Genomic DNA, 26,121 nt, shown 5'->3' on the forward strand with positions numbered 1-26,121 from the left:
AATCGAAAGTAACTTTGGAATAAATAATGAAAAAAATGATTCGAAATTTGGTGGCTATAGTTATGCCCTTGTTAGCTTTTTCGTGTTTTGCTAGCGCAAATGACTATGTTGAAGGTAAGCAATATACTAAGGTAAGTGAGCAAGCGAGCAGTAAAAAAGAGGTAAGAGAGTACTTTTCTGTTTATTGCCCGCATTGTTTACGGTTTGAACCTTTTATGCAGGAAGTGAAAAAGAACTTACCAGCAGATGTGTCATTTGAGCGTAATCATGTTGACTTTCTTCGTGGTGCCAGTCCGAAAGTGCAGCACATGGTAACGCAAGCAATTGTTGTCGCTGAAGAAATGGATATGGCTGATAAATTAGTTGCGGCATTATTTAATTATGTGCAAGTGCAGCGTGCGGTGATCACCTCAGAAAAAGATATTCGTAATATCTTTGTTCTAAATGGTGCTGATGGTGAAAAATTTGATAAATTAATGAAAAGCTTTAGTGTTATTAATAAAGCGAAATCATTAAAGAAAAATCAAGATACCTTAGCAGCTAAAGGTGCAATTAAAGGTGTGCCGACAATATTTGTTAATGGCAAATACCGCATTAACTTTGCTGAATTAGATAAAAATAACTTTGAGCAAGACGTTCACAATTTAGTTAAGTACTTAACTAATTTAGATTCATAGCCATTAAATGCTAGTAAGCAAAAGGCGAGCATGTGAAGCTCGCCTTTTTTGTCTGTGCTAAATGACACAATTACGGCTAATTAGCTAACTCAACTATAGTTACTTGTGTTTGTATTGGCCTACTTTGTCGGTACATTTTAATGGTTAATTCGCTATTTGGTGTTGTCTCAGCAATGATATCTAATGCTTGGCTAATACTGGTAATAGGGTGTTCGCCAATTTGATAAATGACATCGCCAACGCGAATCCCTGCCGCTTGAGCTGGACTATTTTCAGTGACACCTTCAATGGCAAAGCCTTTAACGTCGGTATAATAATCTCGTGCTGAAATACCTAACCAGCCGCGAACCACTTTGCCATTTTCAATAATTTGCTGCATTACTTTATAAGCAAGCTGGTAGGGGACAGCAAAAGAAATTCCTTGAATATTTAGTTGTATATTGGTTTGGGTGAATTTAGCCGAATTAATGCCAACTAGCGTGCCATTGGTGTTAATTAATGCACCACCAGAATTACCATCATTAATAGCAGCATCCATTTGGAGAAACTGCAAATAGCTGGTGTTGCTTAGGCCATTTCGACCTGTAGCACTGATAATGCCTTGTGTTACAGTTTGACCAAGATTTAACGGATTACCAATAGCTAAAACAATATCTCCTGCAAATGATTGTTGATTTACTTGCTGTGGAATAACAGGTAGGTTGCTGGCGTTCACTTTGATCACGGCAAGATCTGTTGGTATATCATAGCCGATCAATTCCCCAGGATAACGTTGACCGTTTTGTAATAGCACGATAATAAGGTCGGCCTGCTGAATAACATGATAATTAGTTAAAATGTAGCCTTGGCTTTCCATTATTACGCCAGAGCCTAAGCGCGTGCTTGTTTGTGGTTGGCCGCCATATCGAGGGGTTGTTTCTATTTTTTCAGAATAGATGTTAACTACAGCAGGGCTTGCCTTACTAACAGCCTGGGCAAATGACAATGGTTTTTGCTCGGCTTGGTTTGGATTGGTTAATAAATTAGTCAGGCTGGAATTACCACTGGGTCGTAACTCGGGTACGAGCAATAATAGGGCGATAGCCAAGACAATTCCGTAGCTGAGAGCATTAACAACATATTTAAGAAAAGCGAGCAGTTTCAAGGTAATACCCTTTATATTTTACGTTTATTTTCAGTGTACCATAAAAAAGGCCAATTACCTTGAGGGTATATTCAAAGTAATTGGCCAGTTTATAGAGTTATATTGATTGCGAATTATCGAATCATTAAATATTGGGCTTGGTTATCTCGAACAATGTTCAAGGCAATTACACCTTTTTTATCTTTTAAGTATTCGCGCAATTGCACAATGTTTTTGATACGTTTGCGGTTAACACCTGTGATTAAGTCGCCTTCTCTAAGGCCAGCGATTTGTGCTGGTGATTGTGGCGCTATCTCTTCAATAACAATGGCATTATTGTCTTCATCATTGACTAACTTCGCCCCTTCAAGCATACGATGAATACTTGCTGCAGCAATATTGCTACCTTGAGATTGTTTAAGCTTGACGGTGAATACTTCATCTTCGCCATCACGGATAATAGTTAATTTTACTTTTTGATCGGCGCCAATAGAGCCAATTTTGCCGCGTAACTCACTAAAACTACGAATAGTTTTGCCATTAATCTTAGTAATAACATCACCAGCTTTTAGGCCTGCTTCGGCAGCGGCAGAATTGGGAGCAACCATTTCAATAAAGGCACCTTGACTGGTTTCTAGCTCCATAGCTTTAGCGATTTCACCGTTTACGCTACGACCAGAGACACCCAAAATACCGCGTCTGACTTCGCCAAACTCAATGATTTGCTTAACTAGGTTGTGCATCATATTACTTGGAATGGCAAAGCCAATACCCACATTACCGCCATTAGGCCCTAATATTGCAGTATTAATACCGATTAATTCACCACGTAAATTAACTAAGGCACCACCTGAATTACCACTGTTTATTGCGGCATCTGTTTGGATAAAGTCTTCGTAATTTTCGATATTTAGGTTACTACGACCTAGCGCACTCACAATACCTGAAGTTACGGTTTGCCCTAAACCGAATGGGCTACCAATGGCAACAGCAAAATCACCAACGCGTAAGTCATCAGAGTCTGCTATTTTAATTTCTGTTAGTTTATCGGCTTTTATTTGTAATAGCGCGATATCACTTTCTTCATCAGCCCCTAATTTTGTTGCTTCTAGCTGACGACCATCTTTTAAGGTAATGATAATCTCATCGGCATTATTAATAACGTGGTTATTGGTTACGATATAGCCTTCATCACCATCAATAATAACGCCTGAGCCTAAGCCGCGAAATGGTCTTTCAGGGGCTTGTCCTTGTCCGCGATTACCAAAGAAAAATTTGAATGCATCAGGAACGTTTTGTTGAACTTTATGAGTTCCCTTTACCGCAATGCTAACAACCGCGGGTGTTGCTTTATCTAGCATAGGAGCAAGGCTAGGCATGGCTTGTCCGTCGACACTACTTGGAAATGCTGCAATAGCTGGTGCGCTTGATAAGGCCAAAGAAGAGGAAAGTAAGGCTGCGCTGATAACAATAGATAATTTTTTCATACTTAAGAGTTCTCCTAAAAACAGCAGAATTTAATTTAATCTCGGATAACTTTGCCAAAATGGCAAAGCTATCCCTAAACATTGTGTTAATGCAAAATCTTAAGGGTAGACTTTTACGTGTTTATTAAGTTCCTGAACGCTTACTCAGCATTTGTAACAGTTTGTTTCTTGTCAACAAAAAGGCCACTAGGGCTACTTGAATAATCTAACGGTGGTTCAGTCATTTGTTCACTTGCAGCATCGCTACGTTTTTGATGCCTTAAGTTGGCTGTTTGTGCTAATTGTTGTTGTGTTTCTTGCGAGAAGAAAGGTAAGTGTTCACTTTCGTGATGAGACGCTTGTTGCAATAATTGTGTGCTTTCTTCCATTTGCTTCATTGCTGTTTGGCAAGTGTTATTCATTTGTTCCAATAGCTTTGCAGAGCTAGCTAAATGATCTGCAACATCAAGTTTATACTGGTTTAACGCAGCATCACTTTTGCTGACTTGTTCAGCGAGTTTCTGTTGGGCTTGACTTGAAGTAGAAAAAAAGCGATTTGCAAAATAGCCTACTGCGGTGCCGATAATAAAAAGGGCTAGAGCTAAAACTACGTTCATAGGTGTACCTTTATAGTGTAATTGGAAATATAATAAGCAAAGAATGATAACCTTACTTTGCCTAAGTGTAACTATACTCTGTGTTTCTTGGTATATATAGAGATATAGAGTAATATTTTGGCAAAATTCCTTTTTTCAAGCGTTTAGCCGCGACTAATTCAATGGTTGTTAAATGATTAAGCTTTCTCCTATTGCTAAGTATAAACAAGATTTACAACAAGATGATTTTCTTTTCGATGCCGCTCAAGAAAATGCAGTAAAGCATTTACAGCGATTGTATGAGGATTTACTTGTTAAACCGGTCGCCGTATCAGGGTTTAAAAAGGTGCTAAATCGTTGGAAGAAAGTTTATAGCAAGCCAGAAATTGCACCGATAAAAGGGTTATATTTTTGGGGCGGTGTTGGCCGTGGCAAAACCTATTTGGTAGATACCTTTTATGATTGCTTGCCCTTTGAAGAAAAAATGCGCGTGCACTTTCACCGCTTTATGCACCGTGTTCATCAAGAATTAAAAGCCCTTTCAGGGCAATCCGATCCATTGAAGATAATTGCGAAAAAGTTTGCCAGTGAAACACGTATTATCTGCTTTGATGAGTTTTTTGTTTCCGATATTACCGATGCCATGATTTTGGGGACCTTGTTTGAAGAGCTGTTCGCCCATAACGTTACCTTAGTGGCGACATCCAATATTATTCCTGATGAACTTTATCGCAACGGCTTACAACGAGAGCGCTTTCTTCCGGCAATTAAGTTAATTAACCAGCATACTGACATTGTTAATGTAGACAGTGGTGTTGATTATCGCTTACGAACACTTGAGCAAGCAGAAATTTATCATCATCCACTAGATAAAAAAGCGGATGAAAACTTAGCCCATTATTTTAGGCAATTATCTTGTGAACCGGGTGAGCAAAATATTGATATAGAAATTAATAATCGCCAATTACGCACTATTGCTGCTTCAGATGGGGTCGTTCATTTTGATTTTTCTGTACTGTGCGAAAGCGCACGAAGTCAAAGTGATTATATGGAAATAAGTCAAATTTACCATACGGTGCTTATGGCGAATGTTAAGCAAATGGGCGTAGATACTGATGATACCACTCGGCGTTTTATTGCCTTGGTTGATGAATTTTATGAACGTAATGTCAAACTCATTATGTCAGCTGAAAAGCCATTAGATGAGCTTTATAGTGGTGGCCGATTAGCGTTTGAATTTAAGCGTTGTTTAAGCCGATTACAAGAAATGCAATCACATGATTATTTAGCGAGTGAGCATCTTCCTTAATCGTTCTTTTACAGTTGTTTTGCCTCGAGTTTTGTTATTTAACTTATAAGCGACTATAGTTGATGGTACTGATCACTTAAGCATAAGTTATTAACATTTCAGGGTGTTCTTATGGAGCAAGCTAAAGTTAGAACATGGAAATTTACCGCACTGTTTACCACGGTTTTTTATTACTAACTTATGTGCTACTGATTGCCTCCATTGCTAAAGTTATAGGTCAAAGTAGTCAAGATAATCAGCTTACTCAAGTTGAACAAACCAGCCTAACAAGTACGAGCAAATACGATAAAGTACTGACCAGTGTTTTATTACAGCCACAAAGTTACTTGTATCAAGATGATATTGTATTGTTGTTTGCTCGCCATGGTGAGCAAGCAAGTATCATCACTTTAGAGGCTTTGTTAACAAACGCTGTAATTGATATGACTATCCCTTTTGTGGCGTTGCTGGTTATGGCATTAACCTCTATTGCGATTAATTCAGCCTATCAAACGAAAAGAGTGAATAAAGCACTTTTGCCTATTTGCACGAAAGTTGATGATATTATTGCCAGCTATCAAGTAAGTGATAATGTTCGCGTTGGCTCTGCTAATTTATCGCAACTACATCATTCTCTTGATACATTGGGTCAGATTGCTAAAGACTATCGCCTTAATGCGGAAGAGAATATTTTTTGTGACAAGTTAACTAAGTTAATTGACCGCTATAATTTTCTTGAACACATTGATAAGCAAATAAAAATATCGGCAGATGCACAGCAAAAAAGCGGGCTACTATTTATAGACCTAGATGGCTTTAAACAGGTTAATGACTCTTATGGTCACTCCTTTGGCGATGAAGTGTTAATTCAAGTGGCAGAGCGTTTACGCTCAATTGTTCGCCGTCAAAAATTAAACTTTCAACAAGACTCCAGCGTACTTGAGTATAATTTAGCAAGGCTAGGTGGTGATGAATTCACAATTTTTATTCAAGAATTGAAAAGCTCTGAGCAAGCGGTTGATGTTGCTAGGCATGTGCTGCAAGAGTTAGAGCACGATTTTATTCTCGGTAATAAAACTATCAAAATTAGCGCAAGTGTTGGTATTGCCATTTATCCTGATAGTGCTGCTACTCCTAATGCGCTAATTCAAATGGCCGATGTCGCTATGTATCGCGCCAAAACAGATGGTCGTGGTATTTATCGTATTTACTCTCCTGAAATGGGCGCGAATATGCGCCGCTATCACTACTTACTTGATGAAATGCGTTTAGCAATCGATTCCAACAACTTCTTTTTAACCTTTCAGCCTGTGATTAATGTTGATGGCTGTAGCATTAGCTATTTTGAAGCATTGGTTCGTTGGCAACACCCGGTGGAAGGCACTATTACACCCGATGAGTTTATTCCAATAGCGGAAAGTTCAAACTTGATATTAGAGCTGGGCGATTGGATTTTAGAAGAAGCTTGTCGGCAAATGGCGGCGTGGTACAACGCAGGCATGAGAAACGCGCGTATTTCCGTCAATGTTTCTGCTATTCAACTTAAATATAAACCTTTGCATGATTGGGTGATGGAGTCACTTGCTCGAATTGGCCTACCTGCTAAGTCATTAATGTTAGAAATTACCGAAAGCTGTTTTATCGACGCGCCAGATGAGGTGATAAAGGAGCTTGAAAAGCTGCGTTGCCAAGGGGTAAAAATTGCGATTGATGATTTTGGTACAGGTTTTAGTTCACTTGCAGTTTTAGCTAATTTACCTGTTGATGTACTTAAATTGATAAGCTGTTTGTATCAGAGGCGATGAAGAATAAAAAGTACAATAAAATCTTACATTCCATTGTTGAAATGGCCAGTAAATTAGATCTTAAAGTTGTGGCAGAGGGGATTGAGCAAGTAGAGCAATTTGAATTATTGAAATCGCTAGGGGTTAACTACATTCAAGGTTATTTAATTAGTCGGCCACAGCGTTCAACTTATGTAGGTGAAAAAATATTTGATCAAGGCATAGGTCAAATGGCACAAACAGGTACCAGTGTTTGGTTACCGCAAACCACTAGGCTAGCTAGTGGTCGGGTGGTAAATAGTAAAATGGCTTCTTAAATAACTTTAACAGCAGATACTTTGTTAATACATTAACGTGTATAGCTTTCTACGATACTTGCCAGTAAGCGGGTCGCCTTCTGGTAATGACTTTAAAATATCAAGTAACAACTCTTTGCTTTTAGCTTTACTGTCAGCGTCTTCTTTAGGTCCTTGCTGAACATGCTTAAATAGCAGAGCTAAGGCTTCTTCATTACGATTTACTTGATTATATTGTGCTGCCAGTTTGTGCATTACACTGATATCGTCACTATTGGCTGCAAGTTGTGATTCCAACGCTTGGATTTCTGGTGAGTTTGCCGCTTCATTAGCTAACTCGAGTTTAGCAATTAAGGTTTGATAATAGCTATCTTGATCTACCATCATGATGGTATCTAATAACGCGGCAGCTTCTGTTGTTTTTCCTGTTTGAATATAGACATCGGCTAGTACCAGTTTTATATCAGCACGGTTGTCATTTGCCGCTAATTGATACGCTTCACTTATTGCTTTATTGGCTGTTGATACATCACCTGATGCTAAGGCTTGTTGCGCTTGTTGTAGTAATAAATCTTCCGGTTTAGGTAAGTACTTATCTAAAAAGGCAGCGATAGTTTCATCGGTTTGCGGCCCTGATATGCCGTCTACTGGTTGACTATCTTTAATCAGTACCGCCGTTGGTAAGCCCTGAATACCAAATTGTTGTGCGATTTGGCCTTGGCTTTGACAATCTACAGTCGCCAGGGTGATATGGTCTGAAAAGGCGGCAGTTTTCTGTGCTAACTTGTCTTTTAGCTCAATACTTTCAGGGATTTGTTCTGCCCAGAAAGTGACTAATATATGCTTTTCTTTTGATTGCTCTACAATAACCTGTTGGAAGTTATCTAAGGTAATTTCGACAATGTGTTGGTTCACAATAAATTCGCTCTTGGGTGATTTAACTGACAATAATAGTATTAATATGTAGGCAAGTTATGATTATGCAAGTACAAACCATAGCAGTCCTACGCCTAAAATGAGTCGGTAGATAACAAATGGCATCATGCCAATTTTATCAAGTAAGATAAGAAAGTAGTGAATACAGGCATAAGCACTAGCAAAGGCGAGTAGGCTGCCATAGGCAATAGCTTGCCAGTCAACGCCTTCGGTAGACAAGATTAACTTTAATGTTAGGTAGCTTCCCGCCATAGCAATGGCAGGAATAGAAAGTAAGAATGAAAAGCGTGCGGCATTTTCACGGCTTAAACCTAGCATTAAACCAATGGTCATGGTGATGCCGGAACGCGACGTGCCAGGTATCAAAGCGATTGCTTGTGCAATACCAATAAGCATAGCGCCTTTTAACCCCAGCTTTTCTATGGAAGTGTTTTCTTTTGCTTTAATGTCGGCAAAGCCAAGTAAAAAGCCAAACAGTAAGGTAGTTGCAGCAATAACAAGGGCTGAGCGTAGGTGTTCTTCAATAAAATCTTTACCAAATAAACCAAATAAACCAGCAGGAATAGTTGCTAAGAGTATCCACCAAGCAAGTTTACCGTCGAAGTTTTGAGTGTTCTTTTCAGGGCCTATGCCTACCGTGCCAAACCAAGCAACCGCCATAGAGCCGACTTCTTTTCGAAAATACAGTACCACGGCTAAAAGTGTACCTACGTGTACAGCAACGTCAAAGCCGAGCCCTTGATCTTGCCAGCCAAGTAATTGTGACGGCAAAATTAAATGGGCAGAGCTAGATATAGGTAAAAACTCAGTTAAGCCTTGCAGTAGTGCCAAAATGATAATTTCAATGGTGCTCATTTACTGTGAATGTCCTTTTACGTATTTTGATTATTGCAGTGTGGTTATTACCAGCAGTTGGCGACAATTTCTAATTGCTGGCTCGATTTATCATAGCTCTGCCAGAGTTCTTGGTAGCTTTGTTTAAGTATTGGGTGCAAGCTTTGCGGGGCTAGTTCACTTAATGGCCATAAAACAAAAGCATTGTAACAAATCTCATCTCTTGGCAATTGCGCTGGTTTTTCTATGATTAAATCATCATAAAGTAACAAGTCTAAATCGAGTGTACGCGGGCTAAATTTTTTATCTTGGTGAGTACGGCCGTGGGCAATTTCTATCTTTTTGAGCATGCTGGCCACTTCTTCTACAGAAATATCACACTCAAGGCCGATAACCATATTATAAAAATTATCACTGTCAAAGCCGATAGCTTTACTTTCAAATAGTGAAGAAAGCTGCATAGCCTCTATGGCAATATCAAAGGCGTTTGCTATAGAAATAATACCGTGCTTAATGTGATATTCACGCTCAATATTACTACCGAGCGAAATATAAATTTGCGCCATTAACTTATCTGGCCTCTTTCAATTTCAACACCAACGGTTTCGGTATTATGGACAGCACCTGGTTTATCTATAGCCAGTTTAAGCCAAGGAATTTGGTAAGTTGACATAAGAAAACTTGCTATGCGTTCAGCTAGCGTTTCTATTAAGTCAACGGGGTTTTCGTTGGCAAACTTTTCAACTGCGAGCGATATTTCAGCATAATCTAAGGTTTTATCCAACTCGTCATTTTCAGCTGCTCGAGCGGTATCCCAGCCCATGGCAATATTTAATACCAGTGTTTGCTTAATTTCTTTTTCCCATTGGTAAAAGCCTATGGTGGTTTGAATACGAAGGCCTTTTATAAATACCTTATCCATGATGCATACTACTTTTTACTCGGTGCATAAGCACAAATGTTACAAAATAAACGCGAGTTTACCTGCCTAGGTGTAGAAAAACTAGCGGATTACAAGATAGAATATTAAAAAACCGTAATTCTTTGCCAATAATGGATGTTTTGTCAAAAATGATGCTATTAACCTTTGCCATGATTATTGCAGCTTATTTAATAGGCTCAATCTCCAGTGCTATTTTAATATGCAGATTTTTGCGCTTGCCTGATCCAAGAACAACTGGCTCGAAAAATCCTGGCGCGACCAATGTTCTACGTATAAGCAATAAGCTCACTGCGGCAACAGTGCTTTTCTTAGATGTACTAAAAGGTACTATTCCTGTGTGGGGAGCGTATTTTTTGAAAATTGAGCCTTTATATTTAGGTTTTATTGGTGTTGCTGCTTGCCTAGGGCATATGTACCCCATCTTCTTCGGTTTTAAAGGAGGAAAGGCCGTTGCTACTGCTTTGGGAACATTACTGCCAATCGGGTTAACGTTAGGAGCGTTATTGATAGCTACTTGGGTTTTGGTAGTTAAATTCAGCAAATATTCAAGCTTAGCGGCCATTGTTACCGTGTCGGTTGCGCCGCTTTATGTTTATTTGCTCAAACCTATTTATGTTTACCCAACGCTGATGTTAAGCGCGCTCATTATTTTCCGTCATCACGCCAATATAACGCGGTTAATTAATGGCACAGAAAGTAAAATTAGCCATAAAATTTAACTTTGTTTTAAAGTTATAAGCGCTAGAGTATAACTAGCGCTTTTATAACTAGAGTGCTTATTTCACTGGCGGTAAACTGTCTAATGACCAGCGAGGTTGGGCTTTAAAGGTGAGCTCATCTAATGTACCAGACTTAAGGCGCTGTAAGCCGGCATAGGCAATCATAGCGCCATTATCGGTACAAAATTCAGGGCGAGGGTAGAATACTTCTCCGCCTAGTTTTTTGGTGGTTATGGCAAGCTTCTCTCTGAGACTCGTGTTGGCACTAACACCACCAGCAATCACTAAACGATTTAAATTTTCTTGCACAAGAGCACGCTTACATTTTATCGCTAAGGTATCCACCACAGCCTGTTGAAAGGCATGAGCTATGTCGGCGTATGTTTGTGCTTGCTCTGCTTGTGAAAGCTCTTTGCACTCTTGGCGAATTAAGGTACCAGCTGCAGTTTTTAAACCACTAAAGCTAAAGTCTAACCCTGGTCTGTCGGTCATAGGTCGTGGTAATTTAAATCTGCCAGGTACGCCTTGCTCCGCCATTTTCGCTAGGGCAGGGCCGCCTGGGTAATCTAAGCCTAATAACTTTGCTGTTTTATCAAAGGCTTCACCTGCTGCATCATCCACAGATTCGCCAAGCAGTTTATATTCACCAATACCGTCAACTCGTACTAACATGGTATGTCCGCCTGATACTAGCAAAGCAACAAATGGAAATTCTGGTACCTTATCTTCTAGCATAGGTGCTAACAAGTGACCTTCCATATGATGTACTGGCACGGCAGGTAAATCCCAACCATAGGCTAAGCTTCTGCCAATTGAGCAACCAACAAGTAATGCGCCAACTAAACCAGGGCCCGCGGTATAAGCAACACCGTCAAGATCTTGAGGAGTAAGCTTGGCATCGGCTAATACTTCCTTAATTAACGGAATGGTTTTGCGTACATGATCTCGAGAGGCTAACTCAGGTACAACGCCACCGTAATCAGCATGCACAGCAATTTGGCTATATAAACGGTGCGCCATTATGCCTTGTTCCTCGTCGTAAATGGCGATGCCAGTTTCGTCGCAGGATGTTTCGATGCCTAAAATACGCATAAATAAATTCTCGTTAGCAAACAATAAATAAAGTCAAAGTGATAAAGCACCTTGCTATTGCCACACTAAGCTTGTGCTTTAGCTGTAGCAATTAAGTTGGCAGATTTTACCCTAAAGTATTTTTGCTCACCAGTGTAAATAGTGATTTGATGATAAAATGATCTTTACAATGCTTAGTGGTTAGCAGTAGAATACGTCACCCATTTTTAATAGAGCGGGTGAAGTTAAGGTGTTTTTAGTGTAACTAACGCCGAAGACATTCATCGATTTATATAGATACATACTAAGGTAAGAGGCAACATGCCAGTAATTAAAGTAAGAGAAAACGAACCATTTGACGTAGCATTACGTCGTTTCAAACGTTCATGTGAAAAAGCAGGTATCCTTTCAGAAGTTCGTCGTCGCGAATGTTATGAAAAGCCAACATGGGAACGTAAGCGTAAAAAAGCAGCGGCTGTTAAACGTGCTGCTAAGAAAGTTTCTCGTGAGAACGCTCGTCGCGTTCGCATGTACTAAGATTACCTTAGTAACTTTTTGAAGATAGGGCTTATATGAGTCTCTTAATTCAATTAAAAGATGAAATGAAAAATGCCATGCGAGCCAAGGACAAATTACGTCTTGGTGTCATCCGCATGGCATTGTCTGCTGTTAAGCAAGCTGAAATTGATAACAATACTGAAGCAACAGATGAAAACATCATTGCCGTGTTAACCAAAATGGTTAAGCAGCGCAAAGAATCTATTGCTATGTATACTGAAGGCGGGCGTGACGAATTGGCAGCGAAAGAAGCTGCTGAAGTTACCGCGCTAGAAGATTTTTTACCTCAGCCACTAAGCGAAGCAGAAATTAAAGAATTAATTGCAAAAGCTATTACAGATTCTGGTGCTGCCTCTATGGCTGACATGGGTAAGGTAATGGCAGTGTTAAAGCCATTAATGCAAGGCAAAGCTGATATGGGCGCAGTAAGCGGCCAAGTTAGAGCCGCCTTAAATAGTTAAAATTAACACGAATATTTATTCTTAAAAACCGCAATCACGACAGTGTTTGCGGTTTTTTATTCCCTTGAGTTTGTGTAGAATGTTGCCTCTTCTTTTTTAGAGTTCAAATGTAATGGCCGGACGTATTTCTCGACAGTTTATTGATGATTTGCTTAGCCGAGCAGATATTGTTGAGTTAGTTGATAGTCGTGTTCCCCTTAAAAAGGCCGGTAAAAATTACCAAGCTTGCTGTCCTTTTCATAATGAAAAAAGTCCATCGTTTACCGTAAGTCAAGATAAGCAGTTTTATCACTGCTTTGGTTGTGGCGAGCACGGTAATGCCATTTCATTTTTGATGGAATTTGATCGCTTAGATTTTGTTGATGCTGTAGAAGAGTTAGCTTCTCATTATTCAATGGAAGTTGTTCGAGAAGAAAATCACGCCAGCCCTGCTGAACAGCGTAGGCAGCAGCAGGTATATCAACAAAAGCAAGATGATTATGAGCTATTAAACCAAGTCAGTCGTTTTTATCAGCAGCAATTTAAGCAGGCTCCAGATAAAGATGTTGCTATTAACTACCTAAAAGGTAGAGGCTTAAGTGGCGAAGTTGTTAAGCGTTTTGCTATGGGCTATATCAGCGATGCGTGGGACGGCATGATGAAGGTATTTGGCCGTTCAGTTCAAGCTAATCAACAGCTTATTGATTTGGGTATGGCAATTGAAAGTGATAAAGGTCGACCGTACGATAGATTCCGCGGTCGTATCATGTTTCCTATCCGTGATAAGCGCGGCCGTGTTATCGGTTTTGGTGGTAGAGTGTTAGGCGATGAAAAACCTAAGTATTTAAATTCACCTGAAACACGCATTTATCATAAAGGCCAAGAACTTTATGGTTTGTATGAAGCGAAACAAGCAAACAAGCAACTAACCCGCTTAGTGGTTGTTGAAGGTTATATGGACGTAGTTGCCTTGGCGCAACATGGTGTTGACTATGCGGTGGCATCGCTTGGTACTTCAACTACTTATGAACAATTGCAAACCTTGTTTCGCACGGTAAAAGAAGTCATTTGTTGTTATGATGGCGATAGAGCAGGTCGTGACGCAGCATGGCGTGCGATGGAAAATGCACTGCCGCTTATTCGTGATGGCTTTTCGTTAAAGTTTGTGTTTTTACCAGATGGCGAAGATCCCGATTCTCTTATTCGAGCGCAAGGGCAACATGCCTTTGAAGGCATGTTAGATAGCGCGATGCCATTGTCGAAGTTCTTGTTTGATAAATTTTTAGAAGATAACCCAACAAATAGTCCTGAAGAAAATGTAGCATTAATAGAGAAGCTGCAACCATTTATTCAAAAGATGCCTGATAGTTTTCTTAAGAATTCAATGAATGAGGAAATGGCATCACGCTTTGGGTTGAGCAGTGAAAAGCGCTTATTGGAATTACAGAAGCGTAATGCCAATCCTGTAAGAAAGGTGGTGAAAAAACAATCAAAAGTAACACCGGTAAGATTAGCTATTGCATTATTGCTAGAGCATCCCCATATAGTTTCTGCTTTACCTGATATTTCAGTGCTAGAACCACTGGACATGCCGGGTATCGCCTTGTTGAATCAGTTATTGCAGCTTTGTCTGCAAAGACCTGAGGTAAAAACTTCGCAAATACTGGAGAGTTTTCGCGGTACAGAATATGGCGTGCAGCTATCTAAATTGATGTGCTGGCAACACCATGTTGAACCCGATGCCGCAGAAGAAGTATTTCTCGATAGTATCGAAAAATTACTCAATGATTTTGTTGAACAACGCACAGAAGTTTTACTGCAAAAAGCACGTGCAGGACAAATGACAATTGCAGAAAAGCAAGAGCTGCAAGCACTTTTAAATGCTTAGCTCTAGCTAAGTTGTGAGCTGCTATACTTAATGTAATCGCTGATAAAACGTAATTTAACTGATAGCGTAATGGTAAGAATAATTACTAGAAATCGTACAAAAAATTCGCTATAATTTTCGGCTTTATTGTGCAATGTAGCTCGCACTAATTTGTACATATTTGCTATCCTATTTTTATAATATACAGGTGGACACTCGTCAATGGATCAAGCCCCTCAATCTAGACTTAAAGAGTTAATAACCAAAGGTAAAGAGCAAGGTTATTTAACGTTTGCACAAGTTAACGATCACCTTCCTCAAGACATTATCGATTCTGACCAAGTTGAAGACATTGTAAGAATGATCAACGACATGGGTATTCAAGTATTTGAAAATGCACCAGATACTGATACTTTGATGATGAGTGAAGCCAATACCGATGAAGATGCGGCTGAAGCAGCGGCGCAAGCGCTTGCCACAGTAGAAAGTGAAATTGGTCGCACAACAGACCCAGTTCGTATGTATATGCGTGAAATGGGTACGGTTGAACTACTTACTCGCAAAGGCGAAATTGTTATCGCTAAGCGTATTGAAGAAGGCATTAAAGAAGTACAACGTAGTGTTTCAGAATATCCACCAGCAATTAATTATTTGTTGGAAATGTGGGATAACTATGAAGCTGAAGAAGTACGTTTAACTGACATCATTTCTGGCTTTTTAGACCCAGATGCTGAAGATGATGATGTAGCTGCAGCCGCTACCCATGTTGGCTCTGAGTTGTCTAAAGAAGATTTAGCTGACGAAGACGATGAAGATGTAGAAGACGATGAAGATGGTGACGAAAGTGAGGACGACGAGGAAAGTGGTCCAGATCCTGAATTAGCCCGTGAAAAATTTGCCGCGCTTCGTGCCGCGCACGAACATGCTAACAAAATCATTGAAAAGAATGGTCGTGGCCACAAAGATTCATTAGCCGCTATTGATACTGTTGCTGAAATCTTTAAAGAATTCAGACTTATCCCTAAATTATTCGATAAGTTAGTTAAAAATATGCGTAGCGTTATGGATAGATTACGCGTACAAGAGCGTTTAATCATGAAGCACTGTGTTGTTGGTGCTGGCATGCCGAAAACGACGTTTATTAAGATTTTCCCTGGTAATGAAACCTCAAAAGACTGGTTTGAAGCGGAAAAAGCAGCAGGTCATCCGTACTCAGCCGCTTTAGCTAAAGTTGAAGCTGACGTTGAGCGTTGTATCTTCAAATTAAACCAAGTGGAAGAAGAAACTTTCTTAAATGTACATGGCATTAAAGACATTAACCGTCGTATGTCTATTGGTGAAGCTAAGGCTCGCCGTGCTAAGAAAGAAATGGTTGAAGCTAACTTACGTTTAGTTATTTCAATTGCCAAGAAATACACTAACCGTGGTTTACAATTCTTAGACCTTATCCAAGAAGGTAATATTGGTCTAATGAAAGCGGTAGATAAGTTTGAATATCGTCGTGGTTATAAGTTCTCAACTTATGCTACTTGGTGGATTCGTCAAGCAATTACTCGTTCTATTGCTGACCAAGCGCGTACTATTCGTATTCCGGTACATATGATTGAAACTATCAATAAATTGAATCGTGTTTCACGTCAAATGCTACAAGAAATGGGTCGTGAGCCGACTCCTGAAGAATTAGCAGAGCGCATGGTAATGCCTGAAGATAAGATTCGTAAGGTATTAAAAATTGCCAAAGAGCCAATTTCAATGGAAACACCAATTGGCGATGATGAAGATTCGCACTTAGGTGACTTTATTGAAGACGGTAGTGGTGAATTACCAGTAGATTCAGCAACATCTGAAAACCTAAAAGGTGCTACTCACGAAGTATTAGCGGGTTTAACAGCTCGTGAAGCTAAAGTACTTAGAATGCGCTTTGGTATTGATATGAATACCGACCATACCTTAGAAGAGGTTGGTAAACAGTTTGATGTAACCCGTGAGCGTATTCGTCAAATTGAAGCGAAGGCATTACGTAAGTTACGTCACCCTTCAAGATCAGAACAGTTAAAGAGCTTCTTAGACGGCGAGTAAATCTCCACTAAATTTGCTCAATTTAAAAAGCAAATCAGTTCGCTGATTTGCTTTTTTTATGTAAAACCGACTAAATATTCTACTTCAAGATAAAAGGTGTTACCCTCAAGCTAACGCATTATCAGTTAACGATAAAGGAAGAAATATGCGCGTATTAAGTTTAGTGTGCTTGTCATTAGCCGTTGCTATGCCAGCCATTGCGAAAGAGAAGAATGAGTTTGAAATCACGCCATTTATTGGCTATCGCTTCGGTGGTGATTTTGATATCACTAAGGATGAACAAGTATCAAGAGTTAAATTAACCGAAGAGCTTAGCTATGGTTTGATTACAGCTTGGTCATACGATAGATTGCGCCAAGGTGAATTACTGCTTAGCCATTACAACGCAAACTTTTCAGAAAACAGCGACTTTTCGCCCAGCGATAATGATATTGCAATAACTTATGCGCATATTGGCGGTAATGTTGCTGTATCACAAAGTAGTGTGCCTTTATTTGTTACCGGTGGGTTAGGCTTTACGCACTTTTCACCAAAAGAAAGCGGATTAGATAGCGAAACACGTTTTTCAATGAACTTAGGCTTAATGACTAAAATGCCATTATCAGAAAATTTAAGCGTGCAAATGTCAGGTCGTTTATATGGTACCTTTTTTAATTCTGATAGTAGTATTTTCTGCGATGATGCCAATTGCTTGATCTCAATTTCAAGTGATATTTGGGTGCAAACAGAAGTTACCGTAGGCTTAAGTTACGCTTTTTAGACTGCTTGTATCCTGACTTGCTCAACAAATAGGCTATCGATAAAAAATAGCGAATATTTTAAAGTGAATCAGGTGACAACAAATTAAAAAATGCTTATACTGCACGCGCTTTGATAAAGCTGTTTACCCTAAATAGTGTTATTAAAGCGTACTTTCCAAGTACAATGGCCCCTTAGCTCAGCTGGTTAGAGCGCCCGACTCATAATCGGTAGGTCCAGTGTTCAAGTCACTGAGGGGCCACCATATTTTAATACTCTCCTAGTAAGTAAGTACAAACATATATTTTCTGGGCCACTTATGGGCCACTATTAATTAAATACAGAGCTTATTTAATTAACTCCAGATATCTTCTTAAGCAAAATTCTAGCACATGAAAATTTCATAGTGTAAAAGAGCTAAAATTATCGTAAAGTCATAGGATTATTAAATAAATCCTTAGAGAGTTAATTTTAGTATGGAACTAGATAACGTCTTCATAGAGCAAGCTGAATACATAAAGCCCCAAAACTTTATTGAATGGTCTAGTGAGCACCCCAATGAATCCATCATTATAAAGAAGTTGACTCAGTCTGGCGCAAAACTGCTAAGTGGACCTCGTGGGTGCGGTAAAACTACACTCATGCTTAAAGCGTTCAATAAGCTTTGTAGAAAAGGGAAGAATGGCGCATTTCCAGTATACGTAAACTTTAAGTCTTCATTGAGATTAGAACCAATATATCGTAAGCAAGCTAATGGTAGTTTCTGGTTTTCACAATGGATGTATTTAAAGTTATATGAGGGTATATACGAGAGTTTAAAAAAGTTTAATGTAGATACTGAAGCTAGATTCAATATTAAGTTAGATGAGGTTGTGAAGCTAATTAGTTTATTAGAATTAGGTGAAATAGACCGTGCAGAAACAAAATTAGAGTCTATTTCTACTTATGACTTGGAAAATGAAATTGATAAAGCAATGTCCATTACAGGGAAAACAAGATGTGTTCTGCTACTAGACGATGCAGCACATGCGTTTTCACATGAGCAACAAAAAGATTTTTTTGAATTTTATAGGAAGATAAAAGCCCGAAATATTTCTCCTAAAGCTGCAATTTATCCGGGGGTAACAAATTTTTCACCCACATTTAATTTAGGGCATGATGCAGAGGAAGTAAACGCATGGATTGATCCTGAGTCAGACACTTACCTTAAGTTTATGCTTTCTATGTTAGAGCGCAGACTGCCTTCCGATGTAAATGAAAGAATACTGAAAGATGAAGCGTTAGTTAAAATAATTTGTTATTCCGCTTTTGGTATACCCAGAAACCTGTTGAATATGGTAAGGAATGTATATCAAGAGGATGGAGAAAATAAATACAAAATTCAATTTAATAAGCGGCATGTATTAAGTCAAATTAAAAAGAGTATTCAAAGTACAACAACTGTGTTCACCTCTCTAGAAGATAAATTACCTACTTATAAAAGTTATATTTCGGAAGGTAATAAAGTTTATGATGGTTTGATAGAGTTAATTAAAGCTTACAATAAGGATAAGGCCCCCAACAGAAAAAGTGCAATATTGGCTATTCGAAAGGAATTAAGTTCCCCACTTAAAAAGATTATGGGGTTCTTTCAATACGCAGGATTAGTAAGTCAGAAAAAACCTCTAAGCAAAGGCGAGAAAGGCGTTTTTGATTTATATTTAATAAACTTGGCAGCTCTAGTAGATACTAACGCGTTAATGGCTTCCAAAGCATCAAAAACGGAAGATTTGGCCACAGCTTTAGAGAGCAGAAATGCACATGAATATACTAGAACAAACTCAAATGTATTATTAGACAACATTGAGGAGGAGCTACAATTAAGTCTACCTCCATGCCAATCTTGCGGAGAACCACGCACCTCAGACTCGGCTCGCTTTTGTTCTAGTTGTGGCAGCCCTTTGCAAGCAGCATCTATTTTTGAAAATATTGCTAATCAAGATATTTCAGTATTGTCTTTAACTAAGTCGCGAATAGCAGCAATAAAGGAGAACTCTAGTATAAGGACAGTAAGAGATATACTTCACGATATCGGTTACAAAGAACTTAAGTCTGTACCTCAAATAGGAACGTTTTGGTCAGATAGGATATTTTCTTTAGCTGAGGAGTATATTTCTTAATGAGTAACTGGAAATTAACGGTCAGTGCACCAGCATCAACTGTCTCTATGGGGAATATCTCGGATTACTTAAATACTCAACAAGCAATAAGTTCACCAATAGACTCTTTTTATAAAAGTAGAAATGAATTATTAGCAGCTATTACGCCTGCATTTGCTGGTAGCCATGCCAATGTTGTATCTCTTGTTCTAGTTGGGTTAATTTCCTGTACAGAGAACTATTTTAGAGAAGTTATGTCTGGAATTATTGCTATATGCCCTAAGGCTAAGGAGAAAAGTGCTCAAAAGACAGTTAACTTAGCTACAGCGTGGTTTGGGTACGGAAATATAGAGAAAGGAGCATTTGAAAATACGTCATTTTCAGATAAAAAAGCTATAACTGATAATTTAAAAAATTTTATAGGTTATGAAATAAAGAAAAACAATCAACTAGTTCAACCTCTGGAAGAGTTTGCGAGATTATGCGAAATGCGGCACGCTATAGTACATAGTTCAGGGTTGTTAGCTGGTAAAAATGCTATAAAATTGAATTTACCCAGCTCCAAAGATGCAGTGAAGATTGAGTTGGGGTTTGCAGAGCTGCAAGAAGCAGCCGAAATATGTACCTCACTTGTATGTTCATCAAACATTGAATTGTTTTCATATATTGGAAAGCGCTGGTTACATGAATGGCCAAGCACCCCAGCCTACAGTGCAGCAAATATGAATGAGTTATTTAAAAAGGTTTGGAGGTTATTTTTCTCTGAAATTGATAATGCTGGCGGACGCATACAGAACACATTGTCACCTATTAAGACTAGAAATTTATTATCGAGAACCAATGCAGCGTAACTCTTTTATAGCCACAAGAGAGACAATCATTATTTAACTAGCAATTAGTACCCAAGTAAAATTGTGCTTTAAGCATCAAGTCATAGTGAGTAGGGTGAACATACTGAAGTTAGTTATCTAAATTTCAATTAATCGACAAAGAGCTCTTTCTAGTTGCTGTTCAAAGTTAATGTCTTTAAATAAAAAAAAACGATATTTTTTTAACTTTCCAATAAAGTTTTCCTTTTGTCTTCTTGGCATTTTCTTAGTGGCAACAATTAAACTTTCATATTTGGCAACCTTCAAGCGTAGCCCTTCCTCAACAGTAAAACCTTGAGTTGTTTTTGGGATATGAAAAATTGAGATTGGTCTAAAGTACTTATGCAATTCAACAGCATTTTGAAAAGTAATTGCTTCACCTTGGTTAGCTCTTTTATGTCGTATTTCAATTCTTGATATACTTTGATTGGGTAGAGGCTCTCTACCTTGTAATGGTCTTTTGCTGTTATCGTAAGTAATATGCTTACGTTTATCATAATGCACGTAAACTCTATGTGCTCCTTGAACTCCAAAATAGAAGTTGTTACCCCCGTCAAAAATAGCGGTTGTTTTGTTGGTACGCATACCGTAGACATATAAATCTTCATGGGGTACGCCATAAATATCGAAGGCTGTTTCTAGCAAGGTGATTCGACTTCTATCTAGTAACGCCCTTATAGGCTCATTGAAAATACCTACTAAGTGCTCTACTACAAGCGGCCAATCTGTTTTGTCTGGATTTACGCTTACCCTAACAAAGTTCCAAGTTAAATCTCTAGGAGAAAGCTGTATTAACAAGTTATATGAATTAGTTGGGTCATCTTGAACAAGGTTGTCTTCTCGTCCTAACCCTACATTAATTCTGTGTGTGATAATGATCTGGTCAAGCTAGGCCGCACACTTTCTCCTTACACTTTCAAACTCGATTGGCGACATATCGTTTAAGGTCGTATGTAATCGAACTGAGTTATAGTATTTGATGTATTTTTCAACATCGATTTTCATGCTTTCTCTTGTTAAGTGATAAACATTTAATAGCCATTCATTTTTCAAGCTTCCGAAGAACCTTTCAACTACAGCATTATCTAAGCAAGCCCCACAACCACTCATGGATGGTGTAATTCGATTAGCCCATAGCTGAGCTCGATAGCGCTTGCTGGTATATTGTGAACCTCTATCGCTATGGAATATTAAGCCTGCTTTGGGTTGGCGTAGGTTAATTGCCATCTGCATAGCTCTCATTGTTAAATCAACGGTCATACGCTTACTTAAAGCCCAACCAATAATACGGCGAGAATGTAAATCCATTACTACAGCTAGATACATCCAGCCTTGGTGAGTTCTCAAGTAAGTAATATCACCAGCCCACGTTTGGTTAGCGCTAGCTGGATTAAACTTACGCTTAAGCAAATTATCTGCAATAGCATGACTATGCTTTCGCATGGTCGTCACTTTGTAAGCTACTCGTTGTTTTACTTGTAAGCTGAGTAACTTCATCAAACTTTTTACTCGGAAAATTCCAATATTAAAACCTTCTTTGCGTAGCAGCTTCATCAAGGTTCTGGCACCAGCACTGCTTCGGCTATCATCAAATAGTCGCTTTATACGACGATATAGTCTTAGCTCATCTGGTGTGATGATTTTAGCTGGCCGCTTAAGCCAAGCGTAATAGGCTGAGCGACTCACTTTTAAAACATTACATAGCGCACTGATTGGAAAGCGCCATTGCTGCTCTTTAATATATTCGAACTTTACTTCATTTCTTTCGCAAAGAAGGCGCTGGCTTTTTTTAGGATTTCACGCTCCATTAGCAAGCGTTTGTTTTCTTTTCTAAGCTTAACCAGCTCAGCTCTTTCATCTTTACTTAATGTTTCGCCTGAAGCTTGCTTAGCAAATTTATCTTTCCAATTATAAAGCAGCTTCGTTGTAATGCCTAACGAGTTAGCAGCTTCGGTTACGCTATAACCTTGTTCTGTAACGAGCTTTACAGCTTCTTCTCTGAACTCATCTGTATATTTTCTTGGTTTTCTTCTTTGCGTCATTTTCACACCTTTATTGTTGGATTAATTATCCTTCATAAAAGTGTGCGGTGCTATTAAATCAGATCAATAACGTACCTTTTATCGGTATACCAAAGGTCATCTCGACTGTTTCGTGTGGGCTTTCTCCTATTCAAGATTGCATCGACATCTTCTATTAAATCAAAACCAATGTTTCTGAGTGCTTGAGCGCGTCTATCAGGGCATATATCAAATGTGAAGACAAACTTATCAATAAACATATCAGATATGCTTATACGGCTCCTTCTCGAGCTCAAAGGTTTTGTAAATACTTCTTGATGCTGTGATTGTGAAGAACTACACCTAATTCTATTAGCTCTTCTATCAACAATACTACTCATAGCTATACTACCTATACCGATTACACTAATACCCCCTTAATAGATAAGAGAGATATCATTCTGTTTGAGACATTAATCGGCTTTCTAGAAACTTGAGCACTTCTGATTGTGGGTATAGGACACGCCCGCCAACTTTAACAAACTTCAAGTTATAACGACCTACACTACGCCATACGGCTAAAGTCTTTTCGGTTACGCCAATCCAATTTGCTACTTCTTGGGGCTTTAAGAATTGTTCATTGATATTCATACTATTTACTCCTGCTTAATTGATGTAAATAGTTAACCATGACTGCTAAAACTGGGGGTCCCAATTAATGGGGGGGTAATTATTGGGGGGAGGTTGCTGTTGAATGGTTTAGATCAGTTATAAACCTTTTCATCAATATTATGTTCGCTATGTGTTGGGTTACTTTCTCTATCTTTTTATTCTGACTGTTCCCACTATCTTCTTCAGTAAATAGGATTGAGTCTAAAAATTTATTTCCGTATTTCTTTTTATTAAGTAATGCGTAAAGTGTTAGATCGATATAAGCCAATACTTGGTAGTTTACTAGGTCATCAAAAGCATGTTTGTTGATTATACGGTTGAAGCGAGTTTGATTCACTCTTTCGTATGATTTGTCAGGTCCATAAAAGCCTCTTGTTCTTCTGCCACTAACTTTATTAATAGACTTATACCAAAGAGATTCTTGCTTGATGTATTGGGTTAGTTCCTTTATCAGTACCTCGGGGTTGGCGTGTCGATTTATAGATACAACAGAATTCATTCTAGGGTTTAACGCCTCCTCTATATCTCCAACACTTTTCAGTTCTTCGTATGTAAATTGTTTATCGCCTTTTGGAAAAATAATAGGGGAGTCTAAGCGGGGTGTTATAAAGTCAGGAGTTTTAAAGCTTATTGATAGTCCTAACTCTGTATTAGATACTTTGAAAGTATCAATACTCTTAGTGAAATCAATTTCATTGAATTTGATAATGCTGTTTAATAGCATGGCTCTTTGGCTGAGAACTCTAAGCCATGTCTTTGCAGAGTAATTTTTTACTTCTTTATAGTTTTCTAAGGAGAAGTTATCAGGTAGCTCGATTATTAGATTCTTGTTACTTACTTTAGCTCTGACTTCTAATAAATACATGTAAATTCCTTGTATTATATTAACCATTAGTAGGTATCAAAAATTGCAAAAAATGTGCTTTTTTACAAAAAACGAATATAAAAGGTTTATCAGCCTTTTTTGAGTTTTAATTAGCTTACCAAAGTACCTCGTTAGTACAAAGAATATTATATAGGCCATTTTGAATAGGTTAATCAGAAATAAACTGCCACAAAAACTCTAATTAGAAGATCACTATTTTACACGGTCGATTATCCCGTTATTAATGTATTACTCTATGGTGGAGAGGGTATGGCATACTTCTGTGCATATCGCTAAAATTTGTTCAATAGTGTTTCGAGTGATCTTAACTTGACCAGCAGAATATTGTGAAGTTGAGATGAAGCCTTCTAATGCTGGTTTATCAAACTCAGAAAACTGTGCTAGGTAACCATTGAGTTTAGCTTTATGTTTTAGCCAATAGGATCTTGGGAATGAAATGAGGGCTGGCCCGAGTCTAAATGCAAAGATATCGAGAACTTCTCCTGATGGATCTCTATATTGGTATAGTAGAGTTGTAGTATTCGATTTTCCTAGAGCTTGAAGGCCTGACTCCTCTATTGTTGAAAATATTTCTATGAAGCGCTGACTGCTCAAACCATTAGTAAACTTGTCTTTAAGCTTGTCTGTTTCTGTCAAAGTAGATCCTAATAAGTTCCATCATACATTAGAGAACAATAATAGGATCATTCTCGTTTAACAGGCTTCTGAAAAGCTCAATATTACAGTTACTACATTTACTTTGCACAAATGACTGAGTTGAATTGCAACTTTTACACTTTCTACTAACTCGTTTTTTAACAGGATTAAAAATTGCTCTCAAGAAAGGTAAGTCCGAATACTGCTTCTTGAAGCCTGATGATAGATAAATAAAGCTCTCTAAGTACGCCCCGTTATCTTTCCACGCTATGTAATATAATATTTTTCCTATATTTTTTAAATTATTCTCAAATGTTTCGAGGAAAATGTTTCGTTCTACTTTATGCTGATCTTTAGCATCAATATATGTGGGAAGTCCATTATATACTTTTTCAATAAACTCATTAAAACACGACAACCAAACAATGATATCTGAGCAGCAAGTGAAAAATCGGTACTCTAACTCATCTTGTACTCCAAAAGAGTATTCAAATTGAGCTCCATTTAAAAACTTAAACCATGCAGCATTTTTCTGTATGTAGGATAACTCACAAAATTTTTCTGTGGCTAGAAGGCAATGTGAAAAAGGGTTTGTATCGGAATTGTTTTTCAAAAAAGCTTTATTTTTATTTTTATTACTTGTTAAGTTTTCAGCCAAGAAGTTAATAGACCATTTCCCACAGAATTTAGATGAATTTCCATTTGGCGAACCTTCAGCTGCTATAAACTTGTTCATTACTTTAAGTTGATGTGGAGACATGCCTGCTTTTAACTCGTAATTTGTTAAACCAACTAAAGATTTAAAAAAGTTCTTACATTTATTAATTATCTCTTGTGTATTCTTTCTCTTTTCTAATTTACGCTGTTTTTCATAGTCTTTTATCAAGCGCCTTTGCTCAAAAAAGCGTATATTTTCATCTCTTGATTCTTTGGCTTCTTTCTCTGCTTGCTTTATCTTGGCATCTGACCAAGGACTCATATCAACAAAAGCCAATAACCAATGATATGTATCTATATCTTTTACAATGGCATGAACTTTTTTTTCATTTAAAAAGGTTAACTCTAAAGTAAGCTCATAATTTTTTGATTCCTTTGTAACTGAACTACTTTCATGAGACTTCTTTCCTGTGACTCCGCCCACAACAGCCCCTAAACCTCCGCTAACAGCAGCACCTACTAGTGCCCTACCTACTATGCTTCCGGTGCTAGATTTTGATGTTCCTTGAGATTCTGTAAACTGAGTTGTAGTGCTGGAATCTACTAAAATATTGACTTTTTTCAACAGATCAAGCCTATCTTCATCCAACAGCTCGATGCCGTGTGTACCAAATAGCTTTTTGATTTTACTTTGAACTGGTTTGCCACTTTTTAGTGTATATATTTTATGCACGTTAACTTCCTTATCATTTTTTACCTCTTTGTTGTAAAGTTATACGAGTCTATTTTTCAGCGAACTAAATAAAAGAATAAACAGTATAAACTATAGGTAGTTTTAGTTAACCTCG

At 38.2% G+C, this 26,121-nt stretch carries 24 protein-coding genes, 1 tRNA gene and 1 pseudogene; 12 read left to right on the forward strand and 14 right to left on the reverse strand.

The window, feature by feature from the left end; all coding sequences use genetic code 11:
• Nucleotides 1-26: 26 nt before the first annotated feature.
• Nucleotides 27-677: a thiol:disulfide interchange protein DsbA/DsbL gene (locus EMK97_RS13655; protein ID WP_130603082.1), complete on the forward strand. Its 651-nt coding sequence runs from the start codon at nt 27-29 to the stop codon at nt 675-677.
• Between the two features lie 76 nt (nt 678-753).
• On the opposite strand, the gene EMK97_RS13660 is transcribed toward EMK97_RS13655, so the two are convergent.
• From EMK97_RS13660 to EMK97_RS13670, 3 genes are all read right to left on the reverse strand, one after another.
• On the reverse strand, nt 754-1,764 hold the full coding sequence (locus tag EMK97_RS13660) for a trypsin-like peptidase domain-containing protein (protein WP_246028792.1): 1,011 nt from the start codon (nt 1,762-1,764) through the stop codon (nt 754-756).
• A gap of 170 nt (nt 1,765-1,934) precedes the next feature.
• Nucleotides 1,935-3,287: a Do family serine endopeptidase gene (locus tag EMK97_RS13665; protein ID WP_130603086.1), complete on the reverse strand. Its 1,353-nt coding sequence runs from the start codon at nt 3,285-3,287 to the stop codon at nt 1,935-1,937.
• 140 nt (nt 3,288-3,427) lie between these two features.
• On the reverse strand, nt 3,428-3,883 hold the full coding sequence (locus EMK97_RS13670) for a Z-ring associated ZapG family protein (protein WP_130603088.1): 456 nt from the start codon (nt 3,881-3,883) through the stop codon (nt 3,428-3,430).
• 172 nt (nt 3,884-4,055) lie between these two features.
• On the opposite strand from EMK97_RS13670, the gene zapE reads away from it, so the two are divergent.
• Nucleotides 4,056-5,171, forward strand: a complete 1,116-nt coding sequence (gene zapE / locus EMK97_RS13675) for a cell division protein ZapE (protein WP_130603090.1) — start codon at nt 4,056-4,058, stop codon at nt 5,169-5,171.
• Between the two features lie 452 nt (nt 5,172-5,623).
• Nucleotides 5,624-7,251: pseudogene (locus EMK97_RS13680) on the forward strand (putative bifunctional diguanylate cyclase/phosphodiesterase).
• 24 nt (nt 7,252-7,275) lie between these two features.
• Here EMK97_RS13680 and EMK97_RS13685 read toward each other — a convergent pair.
• The 4 genes from EMK97_RS13685 to folB form a co-directional block, all read right to left on the reverse strand.
• A complete protein-coding gene (locus EMK97_RS13685) occupies nt 7,276-8,145 on the reverse strand; it encodes a tetratricopeptide repeat protein (protein ID WP_246028793.1) in 870 nt (289 codons plus the stop codon).
• A gap of 63 nt (nt 8,146-8,208) precedes the next feature.
• Entirely contained in the window at nt 8,209-9,021 is an 813-nt protein-coding gene (locus tag EMK97_RS13690; RefSeq protein ID WP_130603092.1) for an undecaprenyl-diphosphate phosphatase, read from the reverse strand.
• Nucleotides 9,022-9,068: 47 nt separating this feature from the next.
• Nucleotides 9,069-9,566, reverse strand: a complete 498-nt coding sequence (gene folK / locus EMK97_RS13695) for a 2-amino-4-hydroxy-6-hydroxymethyldihydropteridine diphosphokinase (RefSeq protein WP_130603094.1) — start codon at nt 9,564-9,566, stop codon at nt 9,069-9,071.
• On the reverse strand, nt 9,566-9,922 hold the full coding sequence (gene folB / locus EMK97_RS13700; protein WP_130603096.1) for a dihydroneopterin aldolase: 357 nt from the start codon (nt 9,920-9,922) through the stop codon (nt 9,566-9,568). Before folB ends, folK begins: the two co-directional genes overlap by 1 nt.
• Nucleotides 9,923-10,071: 149 nt before the next feature.
• On the opposite strand from folB, the gene plsY reads away from it, so the two are divergent.
• Complete coding sequence (plsY, locus tag EMK97_RS13705; protein WP_130603098.1) at nt 10,072-10,662, forward strand: glycerol-3-phosphate 1-O-acyltransferase PlsY; 591 nt, start codon at nt 10,072-10,074, stop codon at nt 10,660-10,662.
• A gap of 57 nt (nt 10,663-10,719) precedes the next feature.
• Here the strand turns inward: plsY and tsaD are convergent, their stop codons facing one another.
• Complete coding sequence (gene tsaD, locus EMK97_RS13710) at nt 10,720-11,754, reverse strand: tRNA (adenosine(37)-N6)-threonylcarbamoyltransferase complex transferase subunit TsaD (protein ID WP_130603100.1); 1,035 nt, start codon at nt 11,752-11,754, stop codon at nt 10,720-10,722.
• Nucleotides 11,755-12,054: 300 nt separating this feature from the next.
• Here tsaD and rpsU point away from each other — a divergent pair, with 300 nt between their 5' ends.
• The 8 genes from rpsU (at nt 12,055) to EMK97_RS13750 (ending at nt 20,404) form a co-directional block, all read left to right on the forward strand.
• Nucleotides 12,055-12,270, forward strand: a complete 216-nt coding sequence (gene rpsU / locus EMK97_RS13715; RefSeq protein WP_076420232.1) for a 30S ribosomal protein S21 — start codon at nt 12,055-12,057, stop codon at nt 12,268-12,270.
• Between the two features lie 35 nt (nt 12,271-12,305).
• On the forward strand, nt 12,306-12,752 hold the full coding sequence (locus EMK97_RS13720) for a GatB/YqeY domain-containing protein (protein WP_130603102.1): 447 nt from the start codon (nt 12,306-12,308) through the stop codon (nt 12,750-12,752).
• Between the two features lie 112 nt (nt 12,753-12,864).
• Nucleotides 12,865-14,619 (forward strand): DNA primase, encoded by a 1,755-nt coding sequence (gene dnaG / locus EMK97_RS13725; RefSeq protein ID WP_130603104.1) that lies wholly within the window; start codon nt 12,865-12,867, stop codon nt 14,617-14,619.
• 201 nt (nt 14,620-14,820) lie between these two features.
• A complete protein-coding gene (gene rpoD / locus EMK97_RS13730; RefSeq protein WP_130603106.1) occupies nt 14,821-16,677 on the forward strand; it encodes an RNA polymerase sigma factor RpoD in 1,857 nt (618 codons plus the stop codon).
• A gap of 145 nt (nt 16,678-16,822) precedes the next feature.
• On the forward strand, nt 16,823-17,437 hold the full coding sequence (locus EMK97_RS13735) for an outer membrane protein (protein ID WP_130603108.1): 615 nt from the start codon (nt 16,823-16,825) through the stop codon (nt 17,435-17,437).
• Between the two features lie 166 nt (nt 17,438-17,603).
• Nucleotides 17,604-17,680: transfer RNA gene (locus EMK97_RS13740), tRNA-Ile, on the forward strand.
• Between the two features lie 211 nt (nt 17,681-17,891).
• The gene (locus EMK97_RS13745; protein WP_130603110.1) at nt 17,892-19,574 is read left to right on the forward strand and encodes a hypothetical protein; all 1,683 of its coding nucleotides are present in this window, start codon (nt 17,892-17,894) and stop codon (nt 19,572-19,574) included.
• A complete protein-coding gene (locus EMK97_RS13750) occupies nt 19,574-20,404 on the forward strand; it encodes a hypothetical protein (protein WP_130603112.1) in 831 nt (276 codons plus the stop codon). Before EMK97_RS13745 ends, EMK97_RS13750 begins: the two co-directional genes overlap by 1 nt.
• A 117-nt stretch (nt 20,405-20,521) precedes the next feature.
• On the opposite strand, the gene EMK97_RS13755 is transcribed toward EMK97_RS13750, so the two are convergent.
• The 6 genes from EMK97_RS13755 to EMK97_RS13780 all read right to left on the reverse strand — a co-directional run bounded on the left by EMK97_RS13755 (nt 20,522) and on the right by EMK97_RS13780 (nt 26,006).
• On the reverse strand, nt 20,522-21,220 hold the full coding sequence (locus tag EMK97_RS13755) for a hypothetical protein (RefSeq protein ID WP_130603114.1): 699 nt from the start codon (nt 21,218-21,220) through the stop codon (nt 20,522-20,524).
• A 90-nt stretch (nt 21,221-21,310) separates the two neighbouring features.
• A protein-coding gene (locus tag EMK97_RS13760) for an IS3 family transposase (protein WP_130598651.1) occupies nt 21,311-22,464 on the reverse strand; the annotation gives its coding sequence in 2 pieces (ribosomal slippage) (nt 21,311-22,206 and nt 22,206-22,464; 1,155 coding nt in all).
• A gap of 414 nt (nt 22,465-22,878) precedes the next feature.
• A complete protein-coding gene (locus EMK97_RS13765) occupies nt 22,879-23,073 on the reverse strand; it encodes a helix-turn-helix domain-containing protein (protein ID WP_246028794.1) in 195 nt (64 codons plus the stop codon).
• 79 nt (nt 23,074-23,152) lie between these two features.
• Complete coding sequence (locus tag EMK97_RS13770; protein WP_130603116.1) at nt 23,153-23,959, reverse strand: DUF6387 family protein; 807 nt, start codon at nt 23,957-23,959, stop codon at nt 23,153-23,155.
• A 249-nt stretch (nt 23,960-24,208) separates the two neighbouring features.
• Nucleotides 24,209-24,616: a hypothetical protein gene (locus tag EMK97_RS13775; RefSeq protein ID WP_130603118.1), complete on the reverse strand. Its 408-nt coding sequence runs from the start codon at nt 24,614-24,616 to the stop codon at nt 24,209-24,211.
• Between the two features lie 28 nt (nt 24,617-24,644).
• The gene (locus EMK97_RS13780) at nt 24,645-26,006 is read right to left on the reverse strand and encodes a hypothetical protein (RefSeq protein ID WP_130603120.1); all 1,362 of its coding nucleotides are present in this window, start codon (nt 26,004-26,006) and stop codon (nt 24,645-24,647) included.
• Between the last annotated feature and the right edge of the window lie 115 nt (nt 26,007-26,121).

Source organism: Litorilituus sediminis (genome assembly GCF_004295665.1).
GTDB lineage: Bacteria > Pseudomonadota > Gammaproteobacteria > Enterobacterales > Alteromonadaceae > Colwellia > Colwellia sediminis.